Source organism: Micromonospora sp. NPDC005686 (assembly GCF_042871665.1).
Lineage (GTDB): Bacteria > Actinomycetota > Actinomycetes > Mycobacteriales > Micromonosporaceae > Micromonospora.
In genome coordinates, this window is sequence record NZ_JBIAIY010000013.1 from 30,605 (window position 1) to 49,554 (window position 18,950).

General features: G+C 74.2%; 19 protein-coding genes. 7 read left to right on the forward strand and 12 right to left on the reverse strand.

Annotated features, from left to right (window positions below):
• Positions 1 to 18: 18 nt before the first annotated feature.
• Genes mnhG through ACFYON_RS25800 form a run of 6 tightly spaced genes read right to left on the reverse strand, consistent with a single transcriptional unit; the run spans position 19 to position 6,130 of the window.
• Complete coding sequence (mnhG, locus tag ACFYON_RS25775; RefSeq protein WP_354873042.1) at positions 19 to 417, reverse strand: monovalent cation/H(+) antiporter subunit G; 399 nt, start codon at positions 415 to 417, stop codon at positions 19 to 21.
• Complete coding sequence (locus ACFYON_RS25780; RefSeq protein WP_354873039.1) at positions 414 to 677, reverse strand: monovalent cation/H+ antiporter complex subunit F; 264 nt, start codon at positions 675 to 677, stop codon at positions 414 to 416. The genes mnhG and ACFYON_RS25780 overlap by 4 nt, the downstream gene beginning before the upstream one ends.
• On the reverse strand, positions 674 to 1,276 hold the full coding sequence (locus ACFYON_RS25785; RefSeq protein WP_354873036.1) for a Na+/H+ antiporter subunit E: 603 nt from the start codon (positions 1,274 to 1,276) through the stop codon (positions 674 to 676). Before ACFYON_RS25785 ends, ACFYON_RS25780 begins: the two co-directional genes overlap by 4 nt.
• Complete coding sequence (locus tag ACFYON_RS25790) at positions 1,273 to 2,844, reverse strand: Na+/H+ antiporter subunit D (protein ID WP_354873033.1); 1,572 nt, start codon at positions 2,842 to 2,844, stop codon at positions 1,273 to 1,275. The genes ACFYON_RS25785 and ACFYON_RS25790 overlap by 4 nt, the downstream gene beginning before the upstream one ends.
• Positions 2,841 to 3,299: a Na(+)/H(+) antiporter subunit C gene (locus tag ACFYON_RS25795; protein ID WP_354873030.1), complete on the reverse strand. Its 459-nt coding sequence runs from the start codon at positions 3,297 to 3,299 to the stop codon at positions 2,841 to 2,843. The genes ACFYON_RS25790 and ACFYON_RS25795 overlap by 4 nt, the downstream gene beginning before the upstream one ends.
• Complete coding sequence (locus tag ACFYON_RS25800; protein ID WP_387321114.1) at positions 3,296 to 6,130, reverse strand: Na+/H+ antiporter subunit A; 2,835 nt, start codon at positions 6,128 to 6,130, stop codon at positions 3,296 to 3,298. The genes ACFYON_RS25795 and ACFYON_RS25800 overlap by 4 nt, the downstream gene beginning before the upstream one ends.
• A 182-nt stretch (positions 6,131 to 6,312) precedes the next feature.
• On the opposite strand from ACFYON_RS25800, the gene ACFYON_RS25805 reads away from it, so the two are divergent.
• Positions 6,313 to 7,272, forward strand: coding sequence for a hypothetical protein (locus tag ACFYON_RS25805; RefSeq protein WP_357710298.1), 960 nt, complete (start codon positions 6,313 to 6,315; stop codon positions 7,270 to 7,272).
• A 115-nt stretch (positions 7,273 to 7,387) separates the two neighbouring features.
• Complete coding sequence (locus ACFYON_RS25810) at positions 7,388 to 8,614, forward strand: helix-turn-helix domain-containing protein (protein ID WP_357710301.1); 1,227 nt, start codon at positions 7,388 to 7,390, stop codon at positions 8,612 to 8,614.
• Positions 8,615 to 8,621: 7 nt separating this feature from the next.
• Here ACFYON_RS25810 and ACFYON_RS25815 read toward each other — a convergent pair whose 3' ends face one another.
• Entirely contained in the window at positions 8,622 to 8,852 is a 231-nt protein-coding gene (locus ACFYON_RS25815) for a potassium transporter TrkA (protein ID WP_354873019.1), read from the reverse strand.
• 448 nt (positions 8,853 to 9,300) lie between these two features.
• Between ACFYON_RS25815 and ACFYON_RS25820 the strand changes: the two genes are divergently transcribed.
• From ACFYON_RS25820 to ACFYON_RS25830, 3 genes are read left to right on the forward strand one after another with little or no spacing between them, the layout of a single operon-like run.
• A complete protein-coding gene (locus ACFYON_RS25820; RefSeq protein WP_354873016.1) occupies positions 9,301 to 10,146 on the forward strand; it encodes a cell shape-determining protein MreB in 846 nt (281 codons plus the stop codon).
• The gene (locus tag ACFYON_RS25825; RefSeq protein ID WP_357710306.1) at positions 10,143 to 10,457 is read left to right on the forward strand and encodes a TraR/DksA family transcriptional regulator; all 315 of its coding nucleotides are present in this window, start codon (positions 10,143 to 10,145) and stop codon (positions 10,455 to 10,457) included. Before ACFYON_RS25820 ends, ACFYON_RS25825 begins: the two co-directional genes overlap by 4 nt.
• A gap of 49 nt (positions 10,458 to 10,506) precedes the next feature.
• Positions 10,507 to 11,466 carry an acyltransferase domain-containing protein gene (locus ACFYON_RS25830; protein WP_387321116.1) on the forward strand — a complete coding sequence of 320 codons (960 nt, stop codon included), beginning with the start codon at positions 10,507 to 10,509 and terminating at the stop codon, positions 11,464 to 11,466.
• Here the strand turns inward: ACFYON_RS25830 and ACFYON_RS25835 are convergent.
• A complete protein-coding gene (locus ACFYON_RS25835) occupies positions 11,463 to 12,020 on the reverse strand; it encodes an adenylate kinase (RefSeq protein ID WP_354873009.1) in 558 nt (185 codons plus the stop codon). The two genes, ACFYON_RS25830 and ACFYON_RS25835, sit on opposite strands and share 4 nt — an antisense overlap.
• Before the next feature lie 49 nt (positions 12,021 to 12,069).
• Entirely contained in the window at positions 12,070 to 13,293 is a 1,224-nt protein-coding gene (locus ACFYON_RS25840) for a multidrug effflux MFS transporter (RefSeq protein WP_354873006.1), read from the reverse strand.
• A 491-nt stretch (positions 13,294 to 13,784) separates the two neighbouring features.
• Between ACFYON_RS25840 and ACFYON_RS25845 the strand changes: the two genes are divergently transcribed.
• Positions 13,785 to 15,422, forward strand: a complete 1,638-nt coding sequence (locus tag ACFYON_RS25845; RefSeq protein ID WP_387321118.1) for an ABC-F family ATP-binding cassette domain-containing protein — start codon at positions 13,785 to 13,787, stop codon at positions 15,420 to 15,422.
• A gap of 14 nt (positions 15,423 to 15,436) precedes the next feature.
• Here the strand turns inward: ACFYON_RS25845 and ACFYON_RS25850 are convergent, their stop codons facing one another.
• Both ACFYON_RS25850 and ACFYON_RS25855 read right to left on the reverse strand, forming a co-directional pair.
• Positions 15,437 to 16,465, reverse strand: a complete 1,029-nt coding sequence (locus ACFYON_RS25850; protein ID WP_387321120.1) for a sensor histidine kinase — start codon at positions 16,463 to 16,465, stop codon at positions 15,437 to 15,439.
• Complete coding sequence (locus tag ACFYON_RS25855) at positions 16,462 to 17,160, reverse strand: response regulator transcription factor (RefSeq protein ID WP_354872998.1); 699 nt, start codon at positions 17,158 to 17,160, stop codon at positions 16,462 to 16,464. The genes ACFYON_RS25850 and ACFYON_RS25855 overlap by 4 nt, the downstream gene beginning before the upstream one ends.
• Before the next feature lie 101 nt (positions 17,161 to 17,261).
• Here ACFYON_RS25855 and ACFYON_RS25860 point away from each other — a divergent pair, with 101 nt between their 5' ends.
• Positions 17,262 to 17,849, forward strand: coding sequence for a DM13 domain-containing protein (locus tag ACFYON_RS25860; RefSeq protein WP_354872995.1), 588 nt, complete (start codon positions 17,262 to 17,264; stop codon positions 17,847 to 17,849).
• Positions 17,850 to 18,015: 166 nt separating this feature from the next.
• Here ACFYON_RS25860 and ACFYON_RS25865 read toward each other — a convergent pair whose 3' ends face one another.
• Positions 18,016 to 18,831, reverse strand: coding sequence for a PrsW family glutamic-type intramembrane protease (locus ACFYON_RS25865; protein WP_354872992.1), 816 nt, complete (start codon positions 18,829 to 18,831; stop codon positions 18,016 to 18,018).
• Positions 18,832 to 18,950 lie beyond the last annotated feature (119 nt).

An 18,950-nucleotide genomic window follows, 5' to 3' on the forward strand; every position in this document is an offset into this window, starting at 1 on the left:
TTCCGGCGCTCGCGATCGTCAGGACGTACGGGCCGGCGACGTGTCCTGCGGCTCACCGGCCCGGTCGGCGCGGATGCGTTCGATGTGGTCGGCCAGCTCGTCGGTGATCAGCAGGTCCCGCCGGATGTCGTCGTGCGGGTACGCGGCCCGCCCGACCATGTGCGCGGCGACCGGGGCGGTGGCGAGCTGGAACAGGCCGACCAGCACCAGCGTGGTGATGTCCACCCCGGTACGCAGCCGCAGCGCGCAGCCGAGCAGCACCAGCAGCAGTCCGAGCACCTGCGGCTTGGCCGCGGCGTGCATCCGCGACAGCACGTCCGGGAAGCGGACCAGCGCGATGCCGGCGGCGAGGCAGAGCAGCGCGCCCGCGATCAGGCAGACACCGGCGACGGTGTCCAGGACCGTGTCGAGGCTCATTTCGGGTTCCTCCGCGCGGCGAAGCGGGCGACGCTCACCGAGCCGACGAAACCGACCAGGGCCAGGACCACGAGCACCGGCAGCGCGGTGGCGTCCCGGCTGTAGGCCGCCTCGGTCGCGATGGCCGCGACCGCGACGGCGAGCAGCACGTCGGTGGCGACGGCCCGGTCGAGGATCGACGGGCCGCGGATGATGCGGACCAGGGTGAGCCCACCGGCCGCGACGAGCAACAGGGTGACGATCACGGCGACGACTGTCACGTCGGCGCTCCTTCCAGGTCGACCGACCCGAGGGGGGCGGTGGGTGCGGATCGACGGACCAGCTCCAGCTCCTCGGGCGAGCCGACGGCCGCCACGATGCGCTGCTCCAGTTCCAGCACGCTCTGGCGGAAGCGCTCCACCTCGTCGCGGCTGCGGATGCCGATGACGTGCACGTAGAGCGTGCCCGTGCTCCGGTCGGCCTCCACGATCAGGCTGCCCGGCACCAGCGACAGGGCTTCAGCGTTGAGGGTCAGGTTGAGGTCGGTGTTCACCCGCAGCGGCACCCCGATGATCGCCGACTGGGGGTGGTTGGACCGGACGGCCAGCCACGCGATCTGCGCGGACGCCACGACCAGGTCGCGCAGGAAGCGCGCCAGGAACCTCAGCAGCGGCACCGGCCGGATCCGGCCGGCGAACGTCACCGGTGGCAGCGGGAACACCACGAGCAGCACTGCGGCGACGACCAGTCCGCTTATCACGTTCGCCCAGCTGAAGGTGCCCCACAGCAGCACCCAGACGGTGACCAGACCGGTCACGGCGATCGCCCGGTTGCGCCAGCGGTCACGGGCGGTCAGCGGCGCTTTCGGCTGACGGATCACGGCGGTCCCTCCGGGAACACGGCCTCCACGTACGGGGCACGGCGCAACAGGTCGTCGGCGGCGTCGGTGCTGATGTCGAACAGCGGCCCGGCCACCACGGTCAGCGCCAGACCGAGCACCACCAGGGCGGCGGTCGACACGGTCATCAACCGGGGCAGCACGGCGCCGGCCGGGGAGCCGCCCTCGTGTGGCTGCTCGGCGCCCTCGGTCCGGGCCGCCCGGTCGGCGTCGTCGGGCCCCGGCATGTCCGGGTGCGGGGCCCGCCAGAACGCCAGGTTCCACACCCGGGCGATGGCGTAGAGGGTGAGCAGGCTGGTCAACAGCCCACCGGCGACGAGCGCCCAGGCCAGGACCCCGCCGTCGTCCACGCCGGCCTGCACGAGACCGAGCTTGCCGAGGAACCCGGAGAACGGTGGGATGCCGGCCAGGTTGAGGGCGGGCACGAAGAACAGCAGCGCCAGCATCGGCGACAACCGGGCCAGCCCGCCGAGGCGGTCCAGCGCGGTGCTGCCCCCGCGCCGTTCGACCAGGCCGGCGGCGAGGAACAGCGTGGTCTGGATGGTGATGTGGTGCACCACGTAGAAGATCGCCGCGGACAGGCCGAGCGGGGTGGTCAGGCCGACCCCGAACAGCATGTAGCCGATGTGGCTGACCAGCGTGAACGACAGCAGCCGTTTGATGTCGGACTGGGCCACCGCGCCCAGGATGCCGACCACCATGGTCAACGCCGCTATCACCATGAGCAGGTCGGCGGTGCGGCCGCCGGGGAACAGCAGCGTCTCGGTACGGATGATCGCGTACACGCCGACCTTGGTGAGCAGACCGGCGAAGACCGCGGTGACCGGAGCGGGCGCGGTCGGGTAGCTGTCCGGCAGCCACGCCGACAGCGGGAACACCGCCGCCTTGATCCCGAACGCGAGCAACAGCATGCCCTGCAGGACCAGGCGCAGGTCGTCGGGGAGCGCGTCCAGGCGGTCGGCGAGCTGGGCCAGGTTCAGCGTGCCGGTGGCGGAGTAGACCAGGCCGATCGCCACCAGGAAGATCAGCGACGACAGCAGGCTGACCACGACGTACGTGGTGCCGGCCCGGATCCGCGTCTCCGTGCTGCCCAGCGTCAGCAGCACGTAGCTGGCCACCAGCAGGATCTCGAAGCCGACGTAGAGGTTGAACAGGTCGCCGGAGAGGAACGCGTTGCACACGCCGGCGGTCAGCACGAGGTAGGTCGGGTGGTAGACCGACAGCGGCGTCTCCTCGTTGCCGTCGGCCATGCCCTGCCCGATGGAGTAGACGAGCACGCACAACGTCACCGAGGCGGAGACCACGAGCATCAGCGCGGCGAGCTGGTCGGCGACGAGCACGATGCCCATCGGCGCGGCCCAGCCGCCCACCTCCACCACGAGCGGGCCGTCCAGCGACGAGCGGACCAGCAGCAGCGCCGCGACCGCGACGGTGGCGGCGAGCACCACGATGCTGACCCACCGCTGGATGCGGGCCCGGCGGGCGAGCAGCAGGGTGAGGGCCGCGCCGAGCAGCGGCATCACCACCGGCAGCGGGACGAGCCAGGTCATCGGCCCCCCTCCGCCTCGGCGGCGGCCAGGACCCGCGCCTCGGGACTGCCGTCGGCGATGTCGGCGTCCGCGGTGCCGGGGCCCTCGTCCCGGTCGGCCAGCTCCATGATGCGGCGGTCCTCGACGTCGTCCTGCACCTCGTCGTGGCCGTTGAGGTGCCAGCTGCGGTAGGCCAGGGCGAGCAGGAAGGCGGTCATGCCGAGCGTGATGACGATCGCGGTCAGCACCATCGCCTGGGGCAGCGGGTCGGACATGTCCTCCTCGGCGGAGGTGCCGACGATCGGCGGGCCGCCCGCCCGGCCGCCGGTGAGCAGCAGCAGGTTCGCGCCGTTGCCGAGCAGGATGACCCCCATGAGGACGCGGGTGAGGCTGCGTTCCAGCAGCAGCGTGACCCCGGTGGCGAACAGGACGCCGATCACCAGGATGTAGACCAGGTTGGGGATGTTCGGGCTCACACCAGCTCCTCTTCCCGTACGCCGGCCGGTTCGTTCTCCTGCTCGTCGTCCTCCTCCTGGCGGTCCATCTCGGCGCCCAGGCTGCGCAGGATGTCCAGCACCAGGCCGACCACGATGAGGAAGACGCCGACGTCGAAGAACACGGACGTGACGAAGTGGACGTGGCCCAGCAGCGGCAGGTGGAAGTCGAGCGTCGCGCTCTGCAGGAACTCGCCGCCCAGCAGCATCGCGGCGACGCCGGTGCCGACCGCGACGAACAGTCCCGCGCCGAGCACGAACCCGGCGTCCACCGGCGCGGCGCCGTTGAGTTCGGTACGCCCGCCCGCCAGGTATCGCACCGCGAGACCGAGGCCGGCGACCAGCCCGGCGGCGAACCCGCCACCCGGTGCGTTGTGGCCGGAGAAGAGCAGGTAGATGGCGAACAGCAGGATGGCGTGGAAGAGCAGCCGGGTGACGACCTGGAGGATCACCGACTGCTGCCGGGAGGTCGCGCCGGTGGTGAGCCAGCGCGGACGCGACGACTGCTGCCGGCCGGCGCCGGGGATGCCGCTGCGCAGGTCCAGCGCGCGGGTGCCGCGGAAGATCAGGCTGGCCACGCCGGTGGCGGCCACCACCAGCACCGCGATCTCGCCCATCGTGTCCCAGGCGCGGATGTCGACGAGCGTCACGTTCACCACGTTCTTGCCGCCGCCGTAGGACACCGCCTCGTCCGGGAAGTCGGCCGAGATCGGCGTGGCCGTCCGGCTGCCCGCCGCGACGTACGCCATGCCGGCGGTGACCAGGCCGACGGCCACGCCGAGCGCGACGCGGAACCGCCGGGTGGCGCGGATCGGGCGGGCCGAGAACCGGCGCGGCAGGCGGCGCAGCACCAGCACGAACATCACGATCGTGACGGTCTCCACCAGGAACTGGGTGAGCGCCAGGTCCGGCGCGCCGTGCAGGATGAACAGCAGCGCCGTGCCGTAGCCGGTCACCCCGACCAGGATCATCGCGGTGAGCCGGCGGCGAGCGCGGGCGGCCACCAGCGCGGCGACGACGACCACTGCGCCCGCGACGGCCTGCAACGGCGTGTCCCACAGCTGGAACTTCTGCACCCAGGGCACGCCGGCCAGCAGCGCGCCGCCCGGCATGATCACCAGCACCAGCAGGATCACGCCGAGGTAGAACGGCAGGGAGCCGCGCTGGGTGGCGCCGGTCAGCTCCACCGCCGCGCGGTCGACGGCGCTCGCCAGCCGGTCGTAGCCGGTGGCGCCGTCGAAGGGCAGCCGGGCCAGGTACGGACGGCGGCGGTGCAGCAGCAGGAACAGCGCGACGCCGCCGGTGACGGCGAGCGCCGACAGGCCGAGGGCGGGCGTCAGCCCGTGCCAGAGCGCCAGGTGGTAGCCGGGGTCGGCGGTCGGGAACTGGTCGGCGTACGGGGCGAGCACCCGGTCCACCGCCGGGGCGCCGATGCCGACCGCGAGGCCGGCCAGGGCGAGCACCGCCGCCGGGCCGATGAAGGCGGGCTCGATCCGGTGCGGCCGGGTCTCCGCCACGCCGGGCTTGGCGGCGAACGCGCCCCAGAGGAAGCGCAGCGTGTACGCCACGGTCAGCGCCGAGCCGACGACCACCCCGGCGAGCACCAGCAGCTCGACGGTACCGCCGTGCAGGAACGCCTCCAGCGCGGCCTCCTTGGCCACGAAGCCGAACAGCGGCGGCAGACCGGCCATGGAGGCGGCGGCGAGACCGGCGACGGCCGCCAGCACCGGCGCCCGACGGCCCAGGCCGCTCAGTTCGCGCAGGTCACGGGTGCCGGTGACGTGGTCGACGACGCCGACGACGAGGAAGAGGGTGGCTTTGAACAGGGCGTGCGCCAGCAGCATCGCGGCGCCGGCCAGCGCGGTGTCGCGGGTGCCCGCGCCGAGGATCACCATGAGCAGGCCGAGCTGGCTCACGGTGCCGTACGCCAGCAGCAGCTTGAGGTCGACCTGCCGCAGCGCCGTCCACCCGCCGAGGAACAACGTGATCAGGCCGCCGCCGAGCAGCACCGCGCGCCACACGGTGGCCTGGCCGACCGCCGGGCCCATCAGCGCGGCCAGGAACACACCCGCTTTGACCATGGCGGCGGCGTGCAGGTAGGCGCTGACCGGCGTGGGCGCGGCCATCGCGCGCGGCAGCCAGAAGCTGAACGGGAAGATCGCCGACTTGCTGGTCACGCCCAGCAGGACGAGCACCAGCGCGACGGTGAGGTAACCGCCCTCGGGCAGGTTCCCGGAGATCTCGGACCACCGGTACGAGCCGGCGTGCTGGCCCAGCATCACGAACCCGGCGAGCATCGCCAGGCCGCCGAGCGTGGTCACGAGCAGCGCCTGCATCGCGGCCCGCCGGCTCTCCCGCTTGGTCGGATCGCTGCCGATCAGCAGGTACGAGAAGACGGTGGTCAGTTCCCAGAACACGTAGAGCAGCAGCAGGTCGTCGGAGACCACCAGGCCGAGCATCGCGCCGGCGAACGCGACGAACACCGCGGCGAAGCGGCCGAGGGTGGGATCGTCCGGGTCGAAGTAGCGCGCGCTGTAGACCAGCACGAGCGCGCCGACGCCGCCGACGAGCAGCACCAGCAGCCAGGACAGCGTGCCCATCCGCAGCGCGAGGTCCAGCCCGAGCTGCGGCACCCAGGTGACCGTCTCGACCACCGGCCGGCCCGAGCGGACCGCCTCGGTCCGGGTCAGCGCCCAGACCAGCGCCGCCGCCGGGACGGCGGCCAGCAGGTAGAGCGCACGTCTACCGAGGAGGCGTACCAGCACGGGGGCGGTCACGGCTGCGAACGCATGGACCGCCACCAGAACCAGCACACACACTCCTCAAGATCGACCTGCGGTACGTCAACCCTAACTGGCCAGGCCGGAAGACGGTATGTCGAGAGAATCACGCGAACGTGTCGTGTCAGCTCCGCTCTGCTTCGGGTAAGGAGTGGAATTTGGTCTGCCCGGTACGCCGGTCGGCGTCCGGCGGACACCCCGATAGGGTGGTCGGCGTGCTGCCGATCCGAGCCGCCCTGGCGGGCACCACCGGGAACGCGATGCTGATGGGCGTCGCCGAGGTCAGCACGCCGCTGGGCTGGGTGCTCCTACCGGGCCTGCTCGGCGTCTCGGCCCGGCCCCGGGTGGCGGCGCTGGTGTCGGCGTGGGCGGGAGTGCTGGTCGTGCTTTCGGTCGTCGTACCGGTGATCCCCGGCCACCGCAGCGATCCGCAGGCTCTGCTCGCCTCGGCGGTCAGCCTGGCCGCGGTGCCGGCCCTGGCCTGGGCCCGCCGCCGGACGCGGACCGCGACCGTGGCGCGCGCCGCCGGGCCGCCGGACGTCGCGGTGTTCACCGTGCCGGCCGGTCCGGGAAGAGCCGCGCTGGCGATCTGCGGCACACCGGGGGAGATCGGCGCCGCCGTTCCGCTGCGCGGCGGCGGCCTGCTCGCCCTGATCGGCACGATCACCGGCGCGGCACTGGACACCCCCGCCGGGCGCCGTGCCGTCGAGCAGACCTTCCGCCGCCACGCCCGGCCGGGACGCCCGCTGCCGGACCTCGCCGGCGTGCTCGACCGGGCGGTACGCGATCTCGCCCCGGCGGGCCACCTGCGCGCCACGATCGTGCGGGTGGACCGGTCCGGCGCGGTGGAGGCGGTGCGCTGCGGCTCCCCCGACCTGATCACCGTCGCCGGTGACCGGGGCGCATTCGTTGCGGTGCCGGCCGGTCCGGCGCTCGGCGCCACCGCCCCCGGCGGGGACCCGATGCCGGCGCCGGTCGAGGGCCACCGGATCGCTGTCCTCGGCGCCGCGTACGCCGACGCGCACCGCCAGCACTGGGTGCGCGTACCTGATCAGGTGGCCGCCGCCGACGACGACCCGGCGGTCGCGGCGCGGCGGCTGACCCGGGGTCCCCGGGGTGAGCGGCGGATCGGCCCGGCGCTGGTGATCGACCCCGGCCCGCAGTCGCGGTCATGACGGCGGGCGCGCCCGCCCTCGAACGGGCCGGTCACGCCCGCCGCCGCCGGACCCGCGGCCTACGCTGGGCGCGGTGGGCCGGCCTCCGGCGCGGGCCCCGCACGGAGGAATCGCGATGACCGACAGCGTCCGCCGGCCGGGTCCGGTCGCGGCCGGCGAGGACGAGCAGTGGCTGGCCGCGGTGGCCCGCGAGGCGGGCGCCGACGCCGGTGGCGTGCCGGTGGAGCTGCTCGGTGACTACCTGCGGCTGCTGACCGACGCGGCGGTGACCGGCCGCCGTCCGCGCCGCGCCGAACTCGACGCGGTCGGCGCGCTGGGCCGGCGCGCGGCCGAGCAGGGGATCTCGGCCGGCCGCGCGGTCCGCCTCTACCTGTCCGCGGCGCGGCGCGTCTGGCGGCAGCTGCCGCACCTGGACCGGTCCGACGACAGCGAGGCGGTCCGCGCCGCCGCCGACGCCGTCCTGCACGTGGTCGACACGGCGGTGGCCACGCTCGCCGAGGGGTACGCGGTGGCCCGCCGGGAACTCGTCCGGCGCGAGGAGTCGCTGCGCCGGGAACTCGTCGACGACCTGCTGCGCGGCGACTCCGACCTGGGCGGGCTGGTGGAGCGGGCCGAGCCGTTCGGCCTGGACCTGGCCCGGGTGCACCAGGTCGCGCTCGCCGCGCCCGGCCGCCGGCTGCCGGACACGGAGGAGGCGATCAGCGCGCTGGAGCGGGTCATCTTCGACCGGCTCGGTGACCGGGACGTGCTGGTGGCGACCAAGGAGGGTCTGCTCGTGGTGATCGCCCCGGCGGACCCGGTGACCGCCGACCGGGGCCGCGACGCCGGCCCGACCGCGAACCTGGGCACGTTGATGCACGGCGAGCTGGACCGCCTGGTGCGGGGCCGGCCGTGGCAGGTGGCGGTGGGCCGCCCGCACCCCGGCGTCTACGGCATCGCCCGCTCGTACGAGGAGGCCCGGGAGGCGCTGACCACGGCACGCCGCCTGCACAGCGAGGCGTCCGTGATCGACGCGCACGACCTGCTGATCTACCGGGTGCTGCTGCGTGACCAGCCCGCCATGGTCGACCTGGTCCGGGCGGTGCTGACGCCGCTGGCCCAGGCGCGCGGCGGCGCCGAGCCGCTGCTGGACACGCTCAACGAGTACTTCGCGTGCGGCGAGGTCGCCACCGAGGCCGCCCGCCGGCTGCACGTGTCGGTGCGCACCGTCACCTACCGGCTGGCCCGGATCCGGGCGTTGAGCGGCTACGACCCCGCCGACGGGCGGGACCGGTTCACGCTGCACGCCGCCGTGCTCGGGGCGCGAGGGCTGGACTGGCCCCGCCGGCCGCTGCCGGCATAGGGCCGGGTCATACCGGTACGGCGACCAGCTCCGGGAAGCCCAGCAGGTTGGCCAGGGCCGACGCCTCGTCGCGGGTGAGGGTCAGCGTGACCATGCGGTCCGGGTCGTCCGGGTCGTCGTGGACGACGTCGCGCCGGCCGCCCACCTGGTAGTCGATCACCCCGATGCGACGGCCCTCCTCGGTGACCAGCGTGTGCCGGACCCCGATGCCGGGAAGGGTCATACGTTCGATGATCACGGGACCTCCTTCGGACACGGTCGCCGCGCCCGCCGGAACCGGTCGGCGCTAGGGCGGCGCGGAAGACGTTCGAGCTGAGCTCGCGTTCTCCATGTGTCAACCATAGCCAGGGGGACGGGGGATCCGGGTTCCGGCGACCGGCAATCATCGCGCTTGTTGTTGGCCGGTGGCGTGCAGTGCCGCGCGTGGCGTTCCCGGCGACGCTGGAGGTCCGATGCGGTACCCGAGCAGCGAGGAGGTGGTGAGCATGACCCGCACGTCGATGGGGGCTCCACCACCGGCGTTCGCCGTTCTCGTCGCGTCCCGACCTGCGAGGGGCGACCAGAAGCGCGTCTGAGCCCTCGGCCACCGGCGTCGTCGAGTGGATCCGACGCCCGCGGCCCCGGCCCCGCCCCTTCCCCGCACCGTCCACCGCCCGGTTGGGCACCCTGATCCGAGAGAGGTCGGTATGCCGCACCCTGTCACAGCCATTCGCCCGCCGGCCCGTACCGGCATGCTGATCGGCCGTTCCCACGGCAGCCGCCCGCCGCTGACCGTCGACGCGGCGCCGATCGCCGTCGACCTCGGCAGCAGCCTGCTGCGGATCTGGCTCGGTCCGGGCCGGACGCTGAGCGTCCCGGTCGGGCACGGCCTGCGCAGCCCGGTCGTCCGGCGCGGCCGGATCGTCGACGGTCCGGCCTGCGTCACCGAGCTGCGCCGGATCCTGCGCGACCACCGCACCCCGGTCCCGGTCGGCGCGCTGGTCGTGGCCTGCCGGCCGGTGCTCGCTGTGCCGGCCGAGCAGGAGGCGACGCGCCGGGTGCTGACCGCCGTGCTGGCCCCGTCCCGGCTGCTGTTCCTCGACAGCGTCCGGGCGGGCGCCATCGGCGCCGGCGCCGCCGCCGGCAGGCTGCTGGTCGCCGACATCGGCGCCCAGCTCACCGAGGTGGCGCTGCTGGAGGACGGGCGGGTGGTCGCCGCCCGGCGGGCCGACGTCGGCACCCGGGACCTGAACCACGCGACGACCGCCGTCATGCTCGCCGACACCACCGCCCGGCTGGTACGCGAGCTGCGTCAGGACGCCGCCCTGCGGCCCCTGGTCCGCGCCGCGCTGGCCCGTGGCCCGGTCGTCATCGGCGACGGCGCCACCCGGCCCGACGTGACCGCCCGCCTGGTGGCCACGCTCGACGCGACGGTCCACCGCGCCGCGTCACCCCGTACCGCGGCGCTGACCGGCGCCGGCATGGCCGCCATCTCGGCCCTGCGCCACCCGCACAACACCGAGCGCCGCCCGGAAAGGAGCGCCACATCATGACGCACGCCCTGAACGACCGCACCGACACGCTGCGCGAACTGCTCGACCGGCAGTTCGGCGAGTACACCGACCAGCTCACCGAGCTGACGCTGCACACGCGGCAGCCCGACCACGGTGGCCACGACCCGGACACGCTACGCCGGCTGATCGAGGTCGCACGCCAGGGCGTCGCGGACAGCGCACAGGCGCTCAAGCGGATGTCCGAGGGCACGTACGGCATCTGCGAGCGCTGCGGGCAGGACATCCCGACCGCCCGCCTGGAGATCCTGCCCTCGGCCCGCTTCTGCGTGCCGTGCCAGCAACGGCGCTGAGCACCGCACGGGGCTGTCCGAGCGGGCGCCGGCCGGTAGCGTCGTCGCCATGGATGTCGACGACGTCGCCGGCCGGCTCGGCGTGCTCGCCGAGGAGATCGACCGGGTGCGCCGGCTCGCCGGTGACCTGCCCTCCGCACCGCTGCCCGCCCGGGTGGACGCGCCCGCGCTGCTGGACCGGCTCGCGGTCCGTCCCGACGACGCCGCCGAGATCCTGGCGGGCTGGCCGGAGCCCGGATCGCCACTGTGGACGCCGGAGCTGCGCTGGCTGCTCGACCGCTCGACCGCACTGGTCCGCGCCGACCTCGGCGGCTTCGCCTGGCTGCCACCGGGCCCGGCGCTGCCGCGCGAGCGGGGCCCGGCCTGGCGGCACCTGTACGCCTACGCGTACCTCGCACTGGTCGACGTCGTCCGGGCCTACCACAGCGACCACGGCGTTTCCGACGAGGTGTCCTGGACGACGCTCGCCGACCTGGGCAGGAACCTCGCCGTCGACCGGCGGATGAACGGTGAGGGCTGGCCGGTCATGCAGTGCTGGCTGACGCTGCACGCGCGCGGCGGCCTCTACGAGATGGGCCGGCTCCAGCACCAGCGCGGCGACGCCGAGGCGATCGACCTGCACATCCCGGACTCGGGACCGCTGACCCCGGAGGCGGTCGACGCGTCGCTTTCGCGGGCCCGGGGGTTCTTTCCGCGCCACTTCCCCGACGAGCGCTACACCGCCTTCGCCTGCGGCTCCTGGCTGCTCGACCCGCAACTGCGCGAATATCTGCCGGAGGACTCCAACATCGTCCGCTTCCAGCAGCGGTTCACCCTGGAGCCCTACCAGGAGCAGCCCGGGCTGGACGGCGACGTCGAGGTGCTGCGGTTCGTGTTCCGCACCCTGAACACGCCACTGGACCGGCTGCCGCGCCGCACCGCGCTGCAACGCGCGGTGATCGACCACCTGCGGGCCGGCCGCCACTGGCAGTGGCGCCGGGGCCGCTTCCCGATGTCTCCCCGGCACTAGGCGCCGGCCCGCGGCGCGTGCGGTCCTGTCGGCGCTCCCCGGGCCAGCCAGCCGTCGAGGGCGCCCGGGTCGTCGAACAGCAGCACCGGCGGCCCGGACGGGTCGGCCTGCCAGGCCCGCATCCGCCGCCGCGCCCGGCCGAACCCGGTCAGGTGCCACACCAGCACCGAGTCCCGGGACAGCACGCTGCGCAGCGTCTCCCGGTTGCCGTTGCAGATCAGTTCACCGCCGGCCAGCCGCCGCAGCGTCCGCCGCACCAGCCGCCGGAACGAGACCCCACGCGGATAGTCCAGGCCGATCACCAGGTCGGCGCGACCGAGGACCACGTCCCGCCACCCGTGGTACGCGCCGTCGAGAATCCACCTGTCGCCCCGGCAGATCGCCTCGATCCGGCGTCGCTGCTCGGCCACCGGCACCTCGACCCAGCCGGGCTCCCACAGCAGGTCGTCGACCGGAAACCAGGGCAGGCCGAACCGCTGCGCCAGATGCGCGGCGAGCGTCGACTTGCCGGAGCCGTGGATCCCCTCGACCAGGATGCGGGCCGGGGCGCTCATGGCAGCAGCGTAGGCACTACGCGCACCCGGCGCGATCCGGGCGGCCCGGTCAGTGCGCGACAGCCACCGTCGGCGCCGCCTCCAGTCCGGCGAGCCGGGACGGCCGGACGACGACCAGCAGCACCACCAACGCCGCCACCATTCCGCCGGCCACCACCAGGGCCATCGCCACCGCGCCGGTGCCGAGCACACCCACCAGCGGTGCCGCCACCGCGCCCACGCCGAACTGCACGGCACCGAGCAGGGCGGACGCCGTGCCGGCCGCCTCGCCGTGGCGGGACAGGGCCAGCGCCGGGGCGTTCGGCATGGCCAGGCCCGCCGCCGCCAGCACCAGCCACAGCGACCCCAGCAGGGCGGGCAGCCCGCCGAAGCCGGTCGCGGCGAACACCACCAGGGCGAGCCCGGCCACCGTGCCCGCCACCAGTGAGGTCAGCAGGATCCACTGCGACGGATAGCGGCGCAGCAGCCGCACGTTGTACTGGGTGGCGCCGATCAGGCCCACCGCGCCCGCGCCGAACGCCAGGCCGAACTGCTGCTCGTCGAGCCCGTACCCGTCCTGCAGCACGAACGACGACCCCGCGACGTACGCGAACAGCGCCGCCATGGCCAGCCCGGCGACCAGCACCAGACCGACGAAGACCCGGTCCCGCAGCAGCCCACCGTACGTCATCACGGTCGCGACGACTCCACCGCGTTGGCGGCGCTCGGGCGGCAGCGTCTCGGGCAGGGCGGTCGTGGCCAGCACCACGAGCAGCACCCCGAAGACGGCCAGGACCACGAAGACGCCACGCCAGTCCGTCCACCGCAGCACGCCGCCGCCGAGCGTCGGGGCGAGGACCGGCGCGGCGCCCATCACCAGCAGCAGCCGGGACAGCATGGTGGCGAACGCCGTCCCGCTGAACAGGTCACGCACCACCGCCATCGCCACCACGGCCGTCGCGGCCACACCGAGACCCTGTACGACGCGCAGGACGCCGAGGACGGCGATGTTCGGGGCGACGACGCACAGCGCCGACGCCACGATGTGCAGCAGGAGGCCGGCGATCAGCGGGCGGCGCCGCCCGACCGCGTCCGACAGCGGGCCGATCAGCAACTGCCCGACGGCCAGCCCGGCGAGCGTGCCGGTGAGCGTCAACTGGACCGCCGCCGACGTGGTCGCGAAGTCCGTGACGATGGCGGGCAGCGCGGGCAGGTACATGTCGATCGTCAGCGGACCCACAGCGATCAGCGAGCCGAGGACCAGCACGAGCTTGAGCCGCTGGCGGCGGCTCATCAGGTCGCCCGGTGTGGACGTCGGGGTGGCATCGGTCGTCTGGGGGATCTCCGCCCGGTCGGCTTGCGCCCGGGCGGAAGAGGGTGCGGCACTCACATCCTGATTCAAATGCGCCTCCGGTGATCACATTCCCGCCTCGACGATAGGTAACGCAGGTCACGCCGTCGCCGGCACCGCCGGACGACGGGCCGTACCCGCCTGCGGGCACGGCCGGTGCTACCGTGAACCCGGCCGATCCGAGCGCAGACCGCACAGCGGAGACGCAGACCGCACAGCGGAGCCACAGACCGCAGCGGAGACGCAGACCGCAGCGGAGACGCGCAGACCGCACAGGGAGAGCAGACATGGCGGGTGACGACGACATCTCCGGGTGAGCCCGGAGACGTGACCGACCGCAGGCGAGCGCCGTGGTCGTCCCGTCGTTCCCTCGTGACCATGTCCCCCGCCGGGCGGATCCGGTCCGCCCGCCCGTACGTCGAGGTCGTCTCCCGATGTCCGACTCCTTTGTCGTCTGCTCGAACCTGACCTTCTCCTGGCCGGACGACACACCGGTCTTCCAGAACCTCTCCTTCACCCTCGGCGGCGGCCGGACCGGCCTGGTCGCGCCGAACGGCGCCGGCAAGAGCACGCTGCTCCGGCTGATCGCCGGCGAGTACCGCCCGGCAGCCGGGTCGGTGACCGTCGACGGCGTCCTGGGCTACCTCCCGCAGAGCCTGCCGCTGGCCGCCGACCTCACCGTGGCCGAGGTGCTGGAGATCGCCCCGCTGATCGCGGCGCTGCACGCCATCGAGGCCGGCGACGCCGACGAGAGGCACTTCACCACGATCGGCGCCGACTGGGACATCGAGGAGCGCACCCGCGCGCAACTCGACCGGCTCGGCCTCGGCGGCCTGGCCCTCGACCGGCCCCTGGGCACGCTCAGCGGTGGTCAGGTGGTCTCCCTCGGCCTGGCGGCGCAACTGCTCAAGCAGCCCGACGTGCTGCTGCTGGACGAACCCACAAACAACCTCGACCTCGACGCCCGGCACCGGCTGCACGACGTGCTGGAGCAGTGGCACGGCTGCCTGCTGCTGGTCAGCCACGACCGGGCGCTGCTCGACCGGATGGACCGCATCGCCGAACTCGACCGCGGTGAGCTGCGCCTCCACGGCGGGAACTTCACCTCGTACGAGGCGGCCGTGCGGGCCGCGCAGGAGGTGGCGGAGAAGAACGTCCGCAGCGCCGAGCAGGAGCTCAAGCGCGAGAAGCGGGAGTTGCAGGAGGCCCGCGAGCGGGCTGCCCGGCGGGCCGGGAACGCGGCCCGCAACCTGAAGAACGCGGGCCTGCCGAGGATCGTCGCCGGTGGCATGAAGCGGGACGCGCAGGTGGCCGCGGGCAAGGCGAACGAGATGCACTCCGGCCGGGTCGACGACGCCCGGGCGCGGCTGGACGAGGCCGAGCGGGCGCTGCGCAACGAGCGGACGATAACCGTGGAGTTGCCCGCCACCACCGTGCCGGCCGGGCGCACGCTGCTCACCGTCGAGGGTGTGCGGGTGCGGCACGGCGACCGCCCGCTGTTCGCCGCCGACGGTGTCGACCTGACGATCCGGGGCCCGGAGCGGATCGCCCTGCTCGGCGCCAACGGCGCGGGCAAGTCCACGCTGCTGCGCCTGATCGACGGCGACCTGGAACCGGAGGACGGCCGGATCACGCGCGCCGAGGGCCGGATCGCGTACCTGTCGCAGCGCCTGGACCTACTCGACCTGGACCGGACCGTGGCGGAGAACCTCGCCGCGTTCGCGCCGCAGGCACCGGACGCGCAGCGGATGAACCTGCTCGCCCGCTTCCTGTTCCGCGGCCCGCGAGCGCACCTTCCGGTCGGGGTGCTCTCCGGCGGTGAGCGGCTGCGCGCCACCCTGGCGTGCGTGCTGGGCGCCGAACCGGCGCCGCAGCTCCTCCTGCTCGACGAGCCGACGAACAACCTCGACCTGGTCAGCGTCGGCCAGTTGGAGAGCGCGCTCCACGCCTACCGGGGCGCGCTGCTGGTGGTCAGCCACGACGCGCGGTTCCTCGCCGCGATCGACGTCGGCCGCTGGCTGCGCCTGGCCGGCGGGCGCCTGACGGAGACCGGTCCCCCGGCCGCCGTCTGACCCGCCCGGCCCGGTCAGGCGGCCGGAAGGCGGACGACGAACCGGCACCCGCCGGTGACGTTGTGCGCGTGCACCCGCCCACCGTGCGCCTCGACCAGGCCACGCACGATCGCCAGGCCCAGCCCGCCACCGGCCGGCGCCGCCTCGTCGTCGCCGGCCGGCGCCGGGGTACGGGCCCGGGTTCCCCGGAACGCCACGTCGAACACCCGCGGCAGGTCCGCCTCGGGGATGCCGCCGCAGGTGTCGGAGACGGCGAGCCACGCGTCGTCGGCCTCCCGGCCGGCGTCGACACGCACCGTGCCGTCCGGCGGCGTGTACCGCACCGAGTTGACCAGCAGGTTCGTCACGACGCGGGCGAGTTCGGCCTCGGCGGCCCGGACCGTCGGCCAGCCGGTCTCCGGGGCGAGCACCCGGACCCGCCGGTCGGCGGCCAGCGGCGCGGTGGCGGCGATCGCGTCGGAGACCACATCGCCGAGCGGCACCGGGGACAGCGCGGGCCGCAGCGCTCCGGCGTTGATCCGGGACAGCTCGAACAGGTCGTCCACCAGGCGCGTCATCCGGTCCGTCTCGACCCGGATCCGGTGGTGGTACTCGGCCACCGCCGCCGGCTCGTCGACCACCCGGTCCTCCAGCGCCTCCGCCATCGCCCGCAGTCCCGCCAGCGGCGTACGCAGATCGTGCGAGACCCAGGCGACGAGCTCGCGGCGGCCGGCCTCCAGCTGCCGCTCCCGCTGCCGGGCCTGGTCGGCCCAGACCGCGGCCTGCGCCAGCCGGCGGGCGAATGCCACCCCGACGGCCAGGCTGACCGCCGCCGACGCCGCGACCGTCACGAGGACGACCTGGAGGTCGTGCGCGGACAGGAACATGGCCTGGGCGACGGCGGTGACGCCCGCGGTCACCGAGGCGATGGTGACCGCGAGCAGCACCGCGATGTGCGCGAGGATCGACCGGTGGCGCACCAGCCGCAGCGCGCCGGCGCCGAGCGCGCCGACGAGCGCTCCGGCGAGGAGGGCGTAGAACCCGATGATCAGCAGCTCGTTCACCGGAGGGCGTCCTGCGGCTCGTACCGGTAGCCGACGCCCCACACGGTGACGATGCGGCGGGGCTGCGCGGCCCGGTCCTCGATCTTCTCCCGCAGCCGCCGGACGTGGACTGTGACAGTGGACTGGTCACCGAACCGCCAGCCCCACACGCGGTCCAGCAACTCGGCCCGCGACCAGGCCCGTCCCGGGTTCGCCAGCAGGAAGGCGAGCAGGTCGAACTCCCGTACGGTGAGCGCCAGCGGCTGCCCGCCGCGCTCGGCGACCCGCCGGTCGGTGTCCGCGGTGAGGTCGCCGTCGCGCAGCACCCCCGACCGCTCCCGTTCCTGCGGGGCCGCGCGCCGGAGCACCGACCTGATGCGCAGCACCAGCTCGCGCGGCGAGAACGGCTTGGTCACGTAGTCGTCCGCGCCGACCTCCAGCCCGGCGACCCGGTCGGCCTCGTCCCCGAGCGCGGTGAGCATGACGACGGGCAGGCCGGGAAGCCGGCGGCGCAACCGCCGGCACACCTCGATGCCGTCGAGGCCCGGCATCATCAGGTCGAGGACCACCAGGTCGGGCGGCTCCTCCTCGGCCGCGGCGAGCGCGTCCGGCCCGTCGAAGGACAGCCGGACCCGGCAGCCGTCCTGTTCCAGGTAGCGCCGGACGACGTCGCTGACCGTCCGGTCGTCGTCGACGACGAGCACGTAGCGACCCATGGGCCAGACGCTACCCATCGGCGTCCAGGTGCGGCGGCCCGGCGCCGAGCCGTAAGCGGACGGAAAGATCTTTCCCCCGGGTACGCGCCTAGCGTCACGGCATGGGCAGAAGACGTGTGGTGCTGTCGGTGCTGGCCGTCGTGGCCGTCACCGGTCTCGGGGTGAGCCTGTACCTGTTCCAGCCGTGGCGGCTGGCGACCGACCGCGAGGTACGCGAGACGCTGCCCACTGTGGCGGAGCCGCAGCCGGCCGGCACCACCGGCCCGCCGGCTTCCGGCACGGCCGGCCCGTCGCCGACCGGCGCCGCGCCCGCCGACGTGGTGCTCGCCGCCGGTGACTTCGTCACCCACGAGCACGACACGTCCGGCCGGGCGCAGTTCGTCCGCCTCGCCGACGGCCGCCGTCAGCTGCTCCTGCGCGGACTGGACACCTCGGACGGACCCGACCTGCGGGTCTGGCTCACCGACCGGAAGGTGCAGTCCGGCCGGGCGGGCTGGCGGGTGTTCGACGACGGCCGCTGGGTCGAACTGGGCCGGCTCAAGGGCAACATCGGCGACCAGGCGTACGACATCCCCGCGTCGGTGGACCTGGACGGTTTGCGCAGCGTGTCGATCTGGTGCAAGCGGTTCGCGGTGTCGTTCGGGGCGGCGCCGCTGACCGCCGCAGCGACCGGAGCGACGACGTCCTGACCTGCGCCTCAGCCGCGGCCCAGCAGCCGCAACGCGTTGCCGCCCGCGACCGGCCGGTGGGGTGACAGCCGCTGGTCACCGCGCGTCGACCGGCTCTGCGCGGTCGCCTTCGTCGCACTCGGCGTCCGGCTGGCCGCCGGCTGACGGGCGGGCCATGCGTCCCGGCTCAGCCGGGGTGCGCCGCGGGCTCCCGGGGTGCCGACGCGGCCGGCGTCCCGGATGCGGCCGGCCGCTCGCGGTCCAGGTGCAGGCGCAGCAGCACCCAGCCCAGTGACACGCCACCGATGAACACGTACGCGGGCTGGGTGCCGAACGTGTCCCAGCAGGTGTGCAGCGTGACGGCGGCGGCGAAGGTGAGCAGGAACGCCGCCAGCTTCCGGCCACCGGGCGCGGCGGCGAACGGGAACAGCGCGGCGGCGGTCAGCCCCGTCCAGGCCAGGTGCGCGGCGGGCGCGGTGAGGCCGCGTACGAGCAGCGTCTGCTCGACCGCGCCGAGGCTGCCCTGCGACCCGACGAACGCGGTGAACGCGTAGCCCATGGTCTCCAGCGCGGCGAACCCGGCGCCGGAGGCCACGCCGATCACCAGCCCTTGCGCCGGGGCCGGGTGTCGCCGCCACAGCAGCAGGAGGCCGGCCGGCACGATCAGCTTGGCGGTCTCCTCGGCCAGCGCGACGAGCGCCATCGGCAGGACGCCGAGGCGGTGCAGCGTGCCGTACTCCAGCCAGCCGGCGGCGACCACGCCGATCACGCCGCCGAGGAGCGCGGCGACGCCGACGACGGAGCCGGGGACCGGGCGGCGAGCCGGCCGCCCCTGGGCGAAGGCCAGGAACGTGGCGGGCGCGACGGACGCGCCCAGCACGATCAGCGCCGGCACGAACGTGACGGCTCCGGTGCCGGCGAGCGTCTCCAGCACCAGCAGGTGGAGCCCGACGCCGACGAGCAGGACCGCCACCCACGCCCAGCGGCGTCCGGTTTTCCCCATACCGCCGAGTATCGCGCCCGCCGCGTGGGGCCGGAATCGGGGGTGGACACTGTGGACGGTCAGATCGATCCGACACGCCGACACGACATCTGGTGTTGCAAAGAAGCCCTCACCGCCAT

What these genes read in the sequence shown, in the direction of transcription:
- mnhG (WP_354873042.1), bottom strand. Translation starts at nt 417, where the DNA reads ATGAGCCTCGACACGGTCCTGGACACCGTCGCCGGTGTCTGCCTGATC.
- ACFYON_RS25790 (WP_354873033.1), bottom strand. Translation starts at nt 2,844, where the DNA reads ATGACCTGGCTCGTCCCGCTGCCGGTGGTGATGCCGCTGCTCGGCGCG.
- ACFYON_RS25810 (WP_357710301.1), top strand. Translation starts at nt 7,388, where the DNA reads ATGACCGACAGCGTCCGCCGGCCGGGTCCGGTCGCGGCCGGCGAGGAC.
- ACFYON_RS25820 (WP_354873016.1), top strand. Translation starts at nt 9,301, where the DNA reads ATGCCGCACCCTGTCACAGCCATTCGCCCGCCGGCCCGTACCGGCATG.
- ACFYON_RS25825 (WP_357710306.1), top strand. Translation starts at nt 10,143, where the DNA reads ATGACGCACGCCCTGAACGACCGCACCGACACGCTGCGCGAACTGCTC.
- ACFYON_RS25830 (WP_387321116.1), top strand. Translation starts at nt 10,507, where the DNA reads ATGGATGTCGACGACGTCGCCGGCCGGCTCGGCGTGCTCGCCGAGGAG.
- ACFYON_RS25835 (WP_354873009.1), bottom strand. Translation starts at nt 12,020, where the DNA reads ATGAGCGCCCCGGCCCGCATCCTGGTCGAGGGGATCCACGGCTCCGGC.
- ACFYON_RS25840 (WP_354873006.1), bottom strand. Translation starts at nt 13,293, where the DNA reads ATGAGCCGCCGCCAGCGGCTCAAGCTCGTGCTGGTCCTCGGCTCGCTG.
- ACFYON_RS25845 (WP_387321118.1), top strand. Translation starts at nt 13,785, where the DNA reads ATGTCCGACTCCTTTGTCGTCTGCTCGAACCTGACCTTCTCCTGGCCG.
- ACFYON_RS25855 (WP_354872998.1), bottom strand. Translation starts at nt 17,160, where the DNA reads ATGGGTCGCTACGTGCTCGTCGTCGACGACGACCGGACGGTCAGCGAC.
- ACFYON_RS25860 (WP_354872995.1), top strand. Translation starts at nt 17,262, where the DNA reads ATGGGCAGAAGACGTGTGGTGCTGTCGGTGCTGGCCGTCGTGGCCGTC.
- ACFYON_RS25865 (WP_354872992.1), bottom strand. Translation starts at nt 18,831, where the DNA reads ATGGGGAAAACCGGACGCCGCTGGGCGTGGGTGGCGGTCCTGCTCGTC.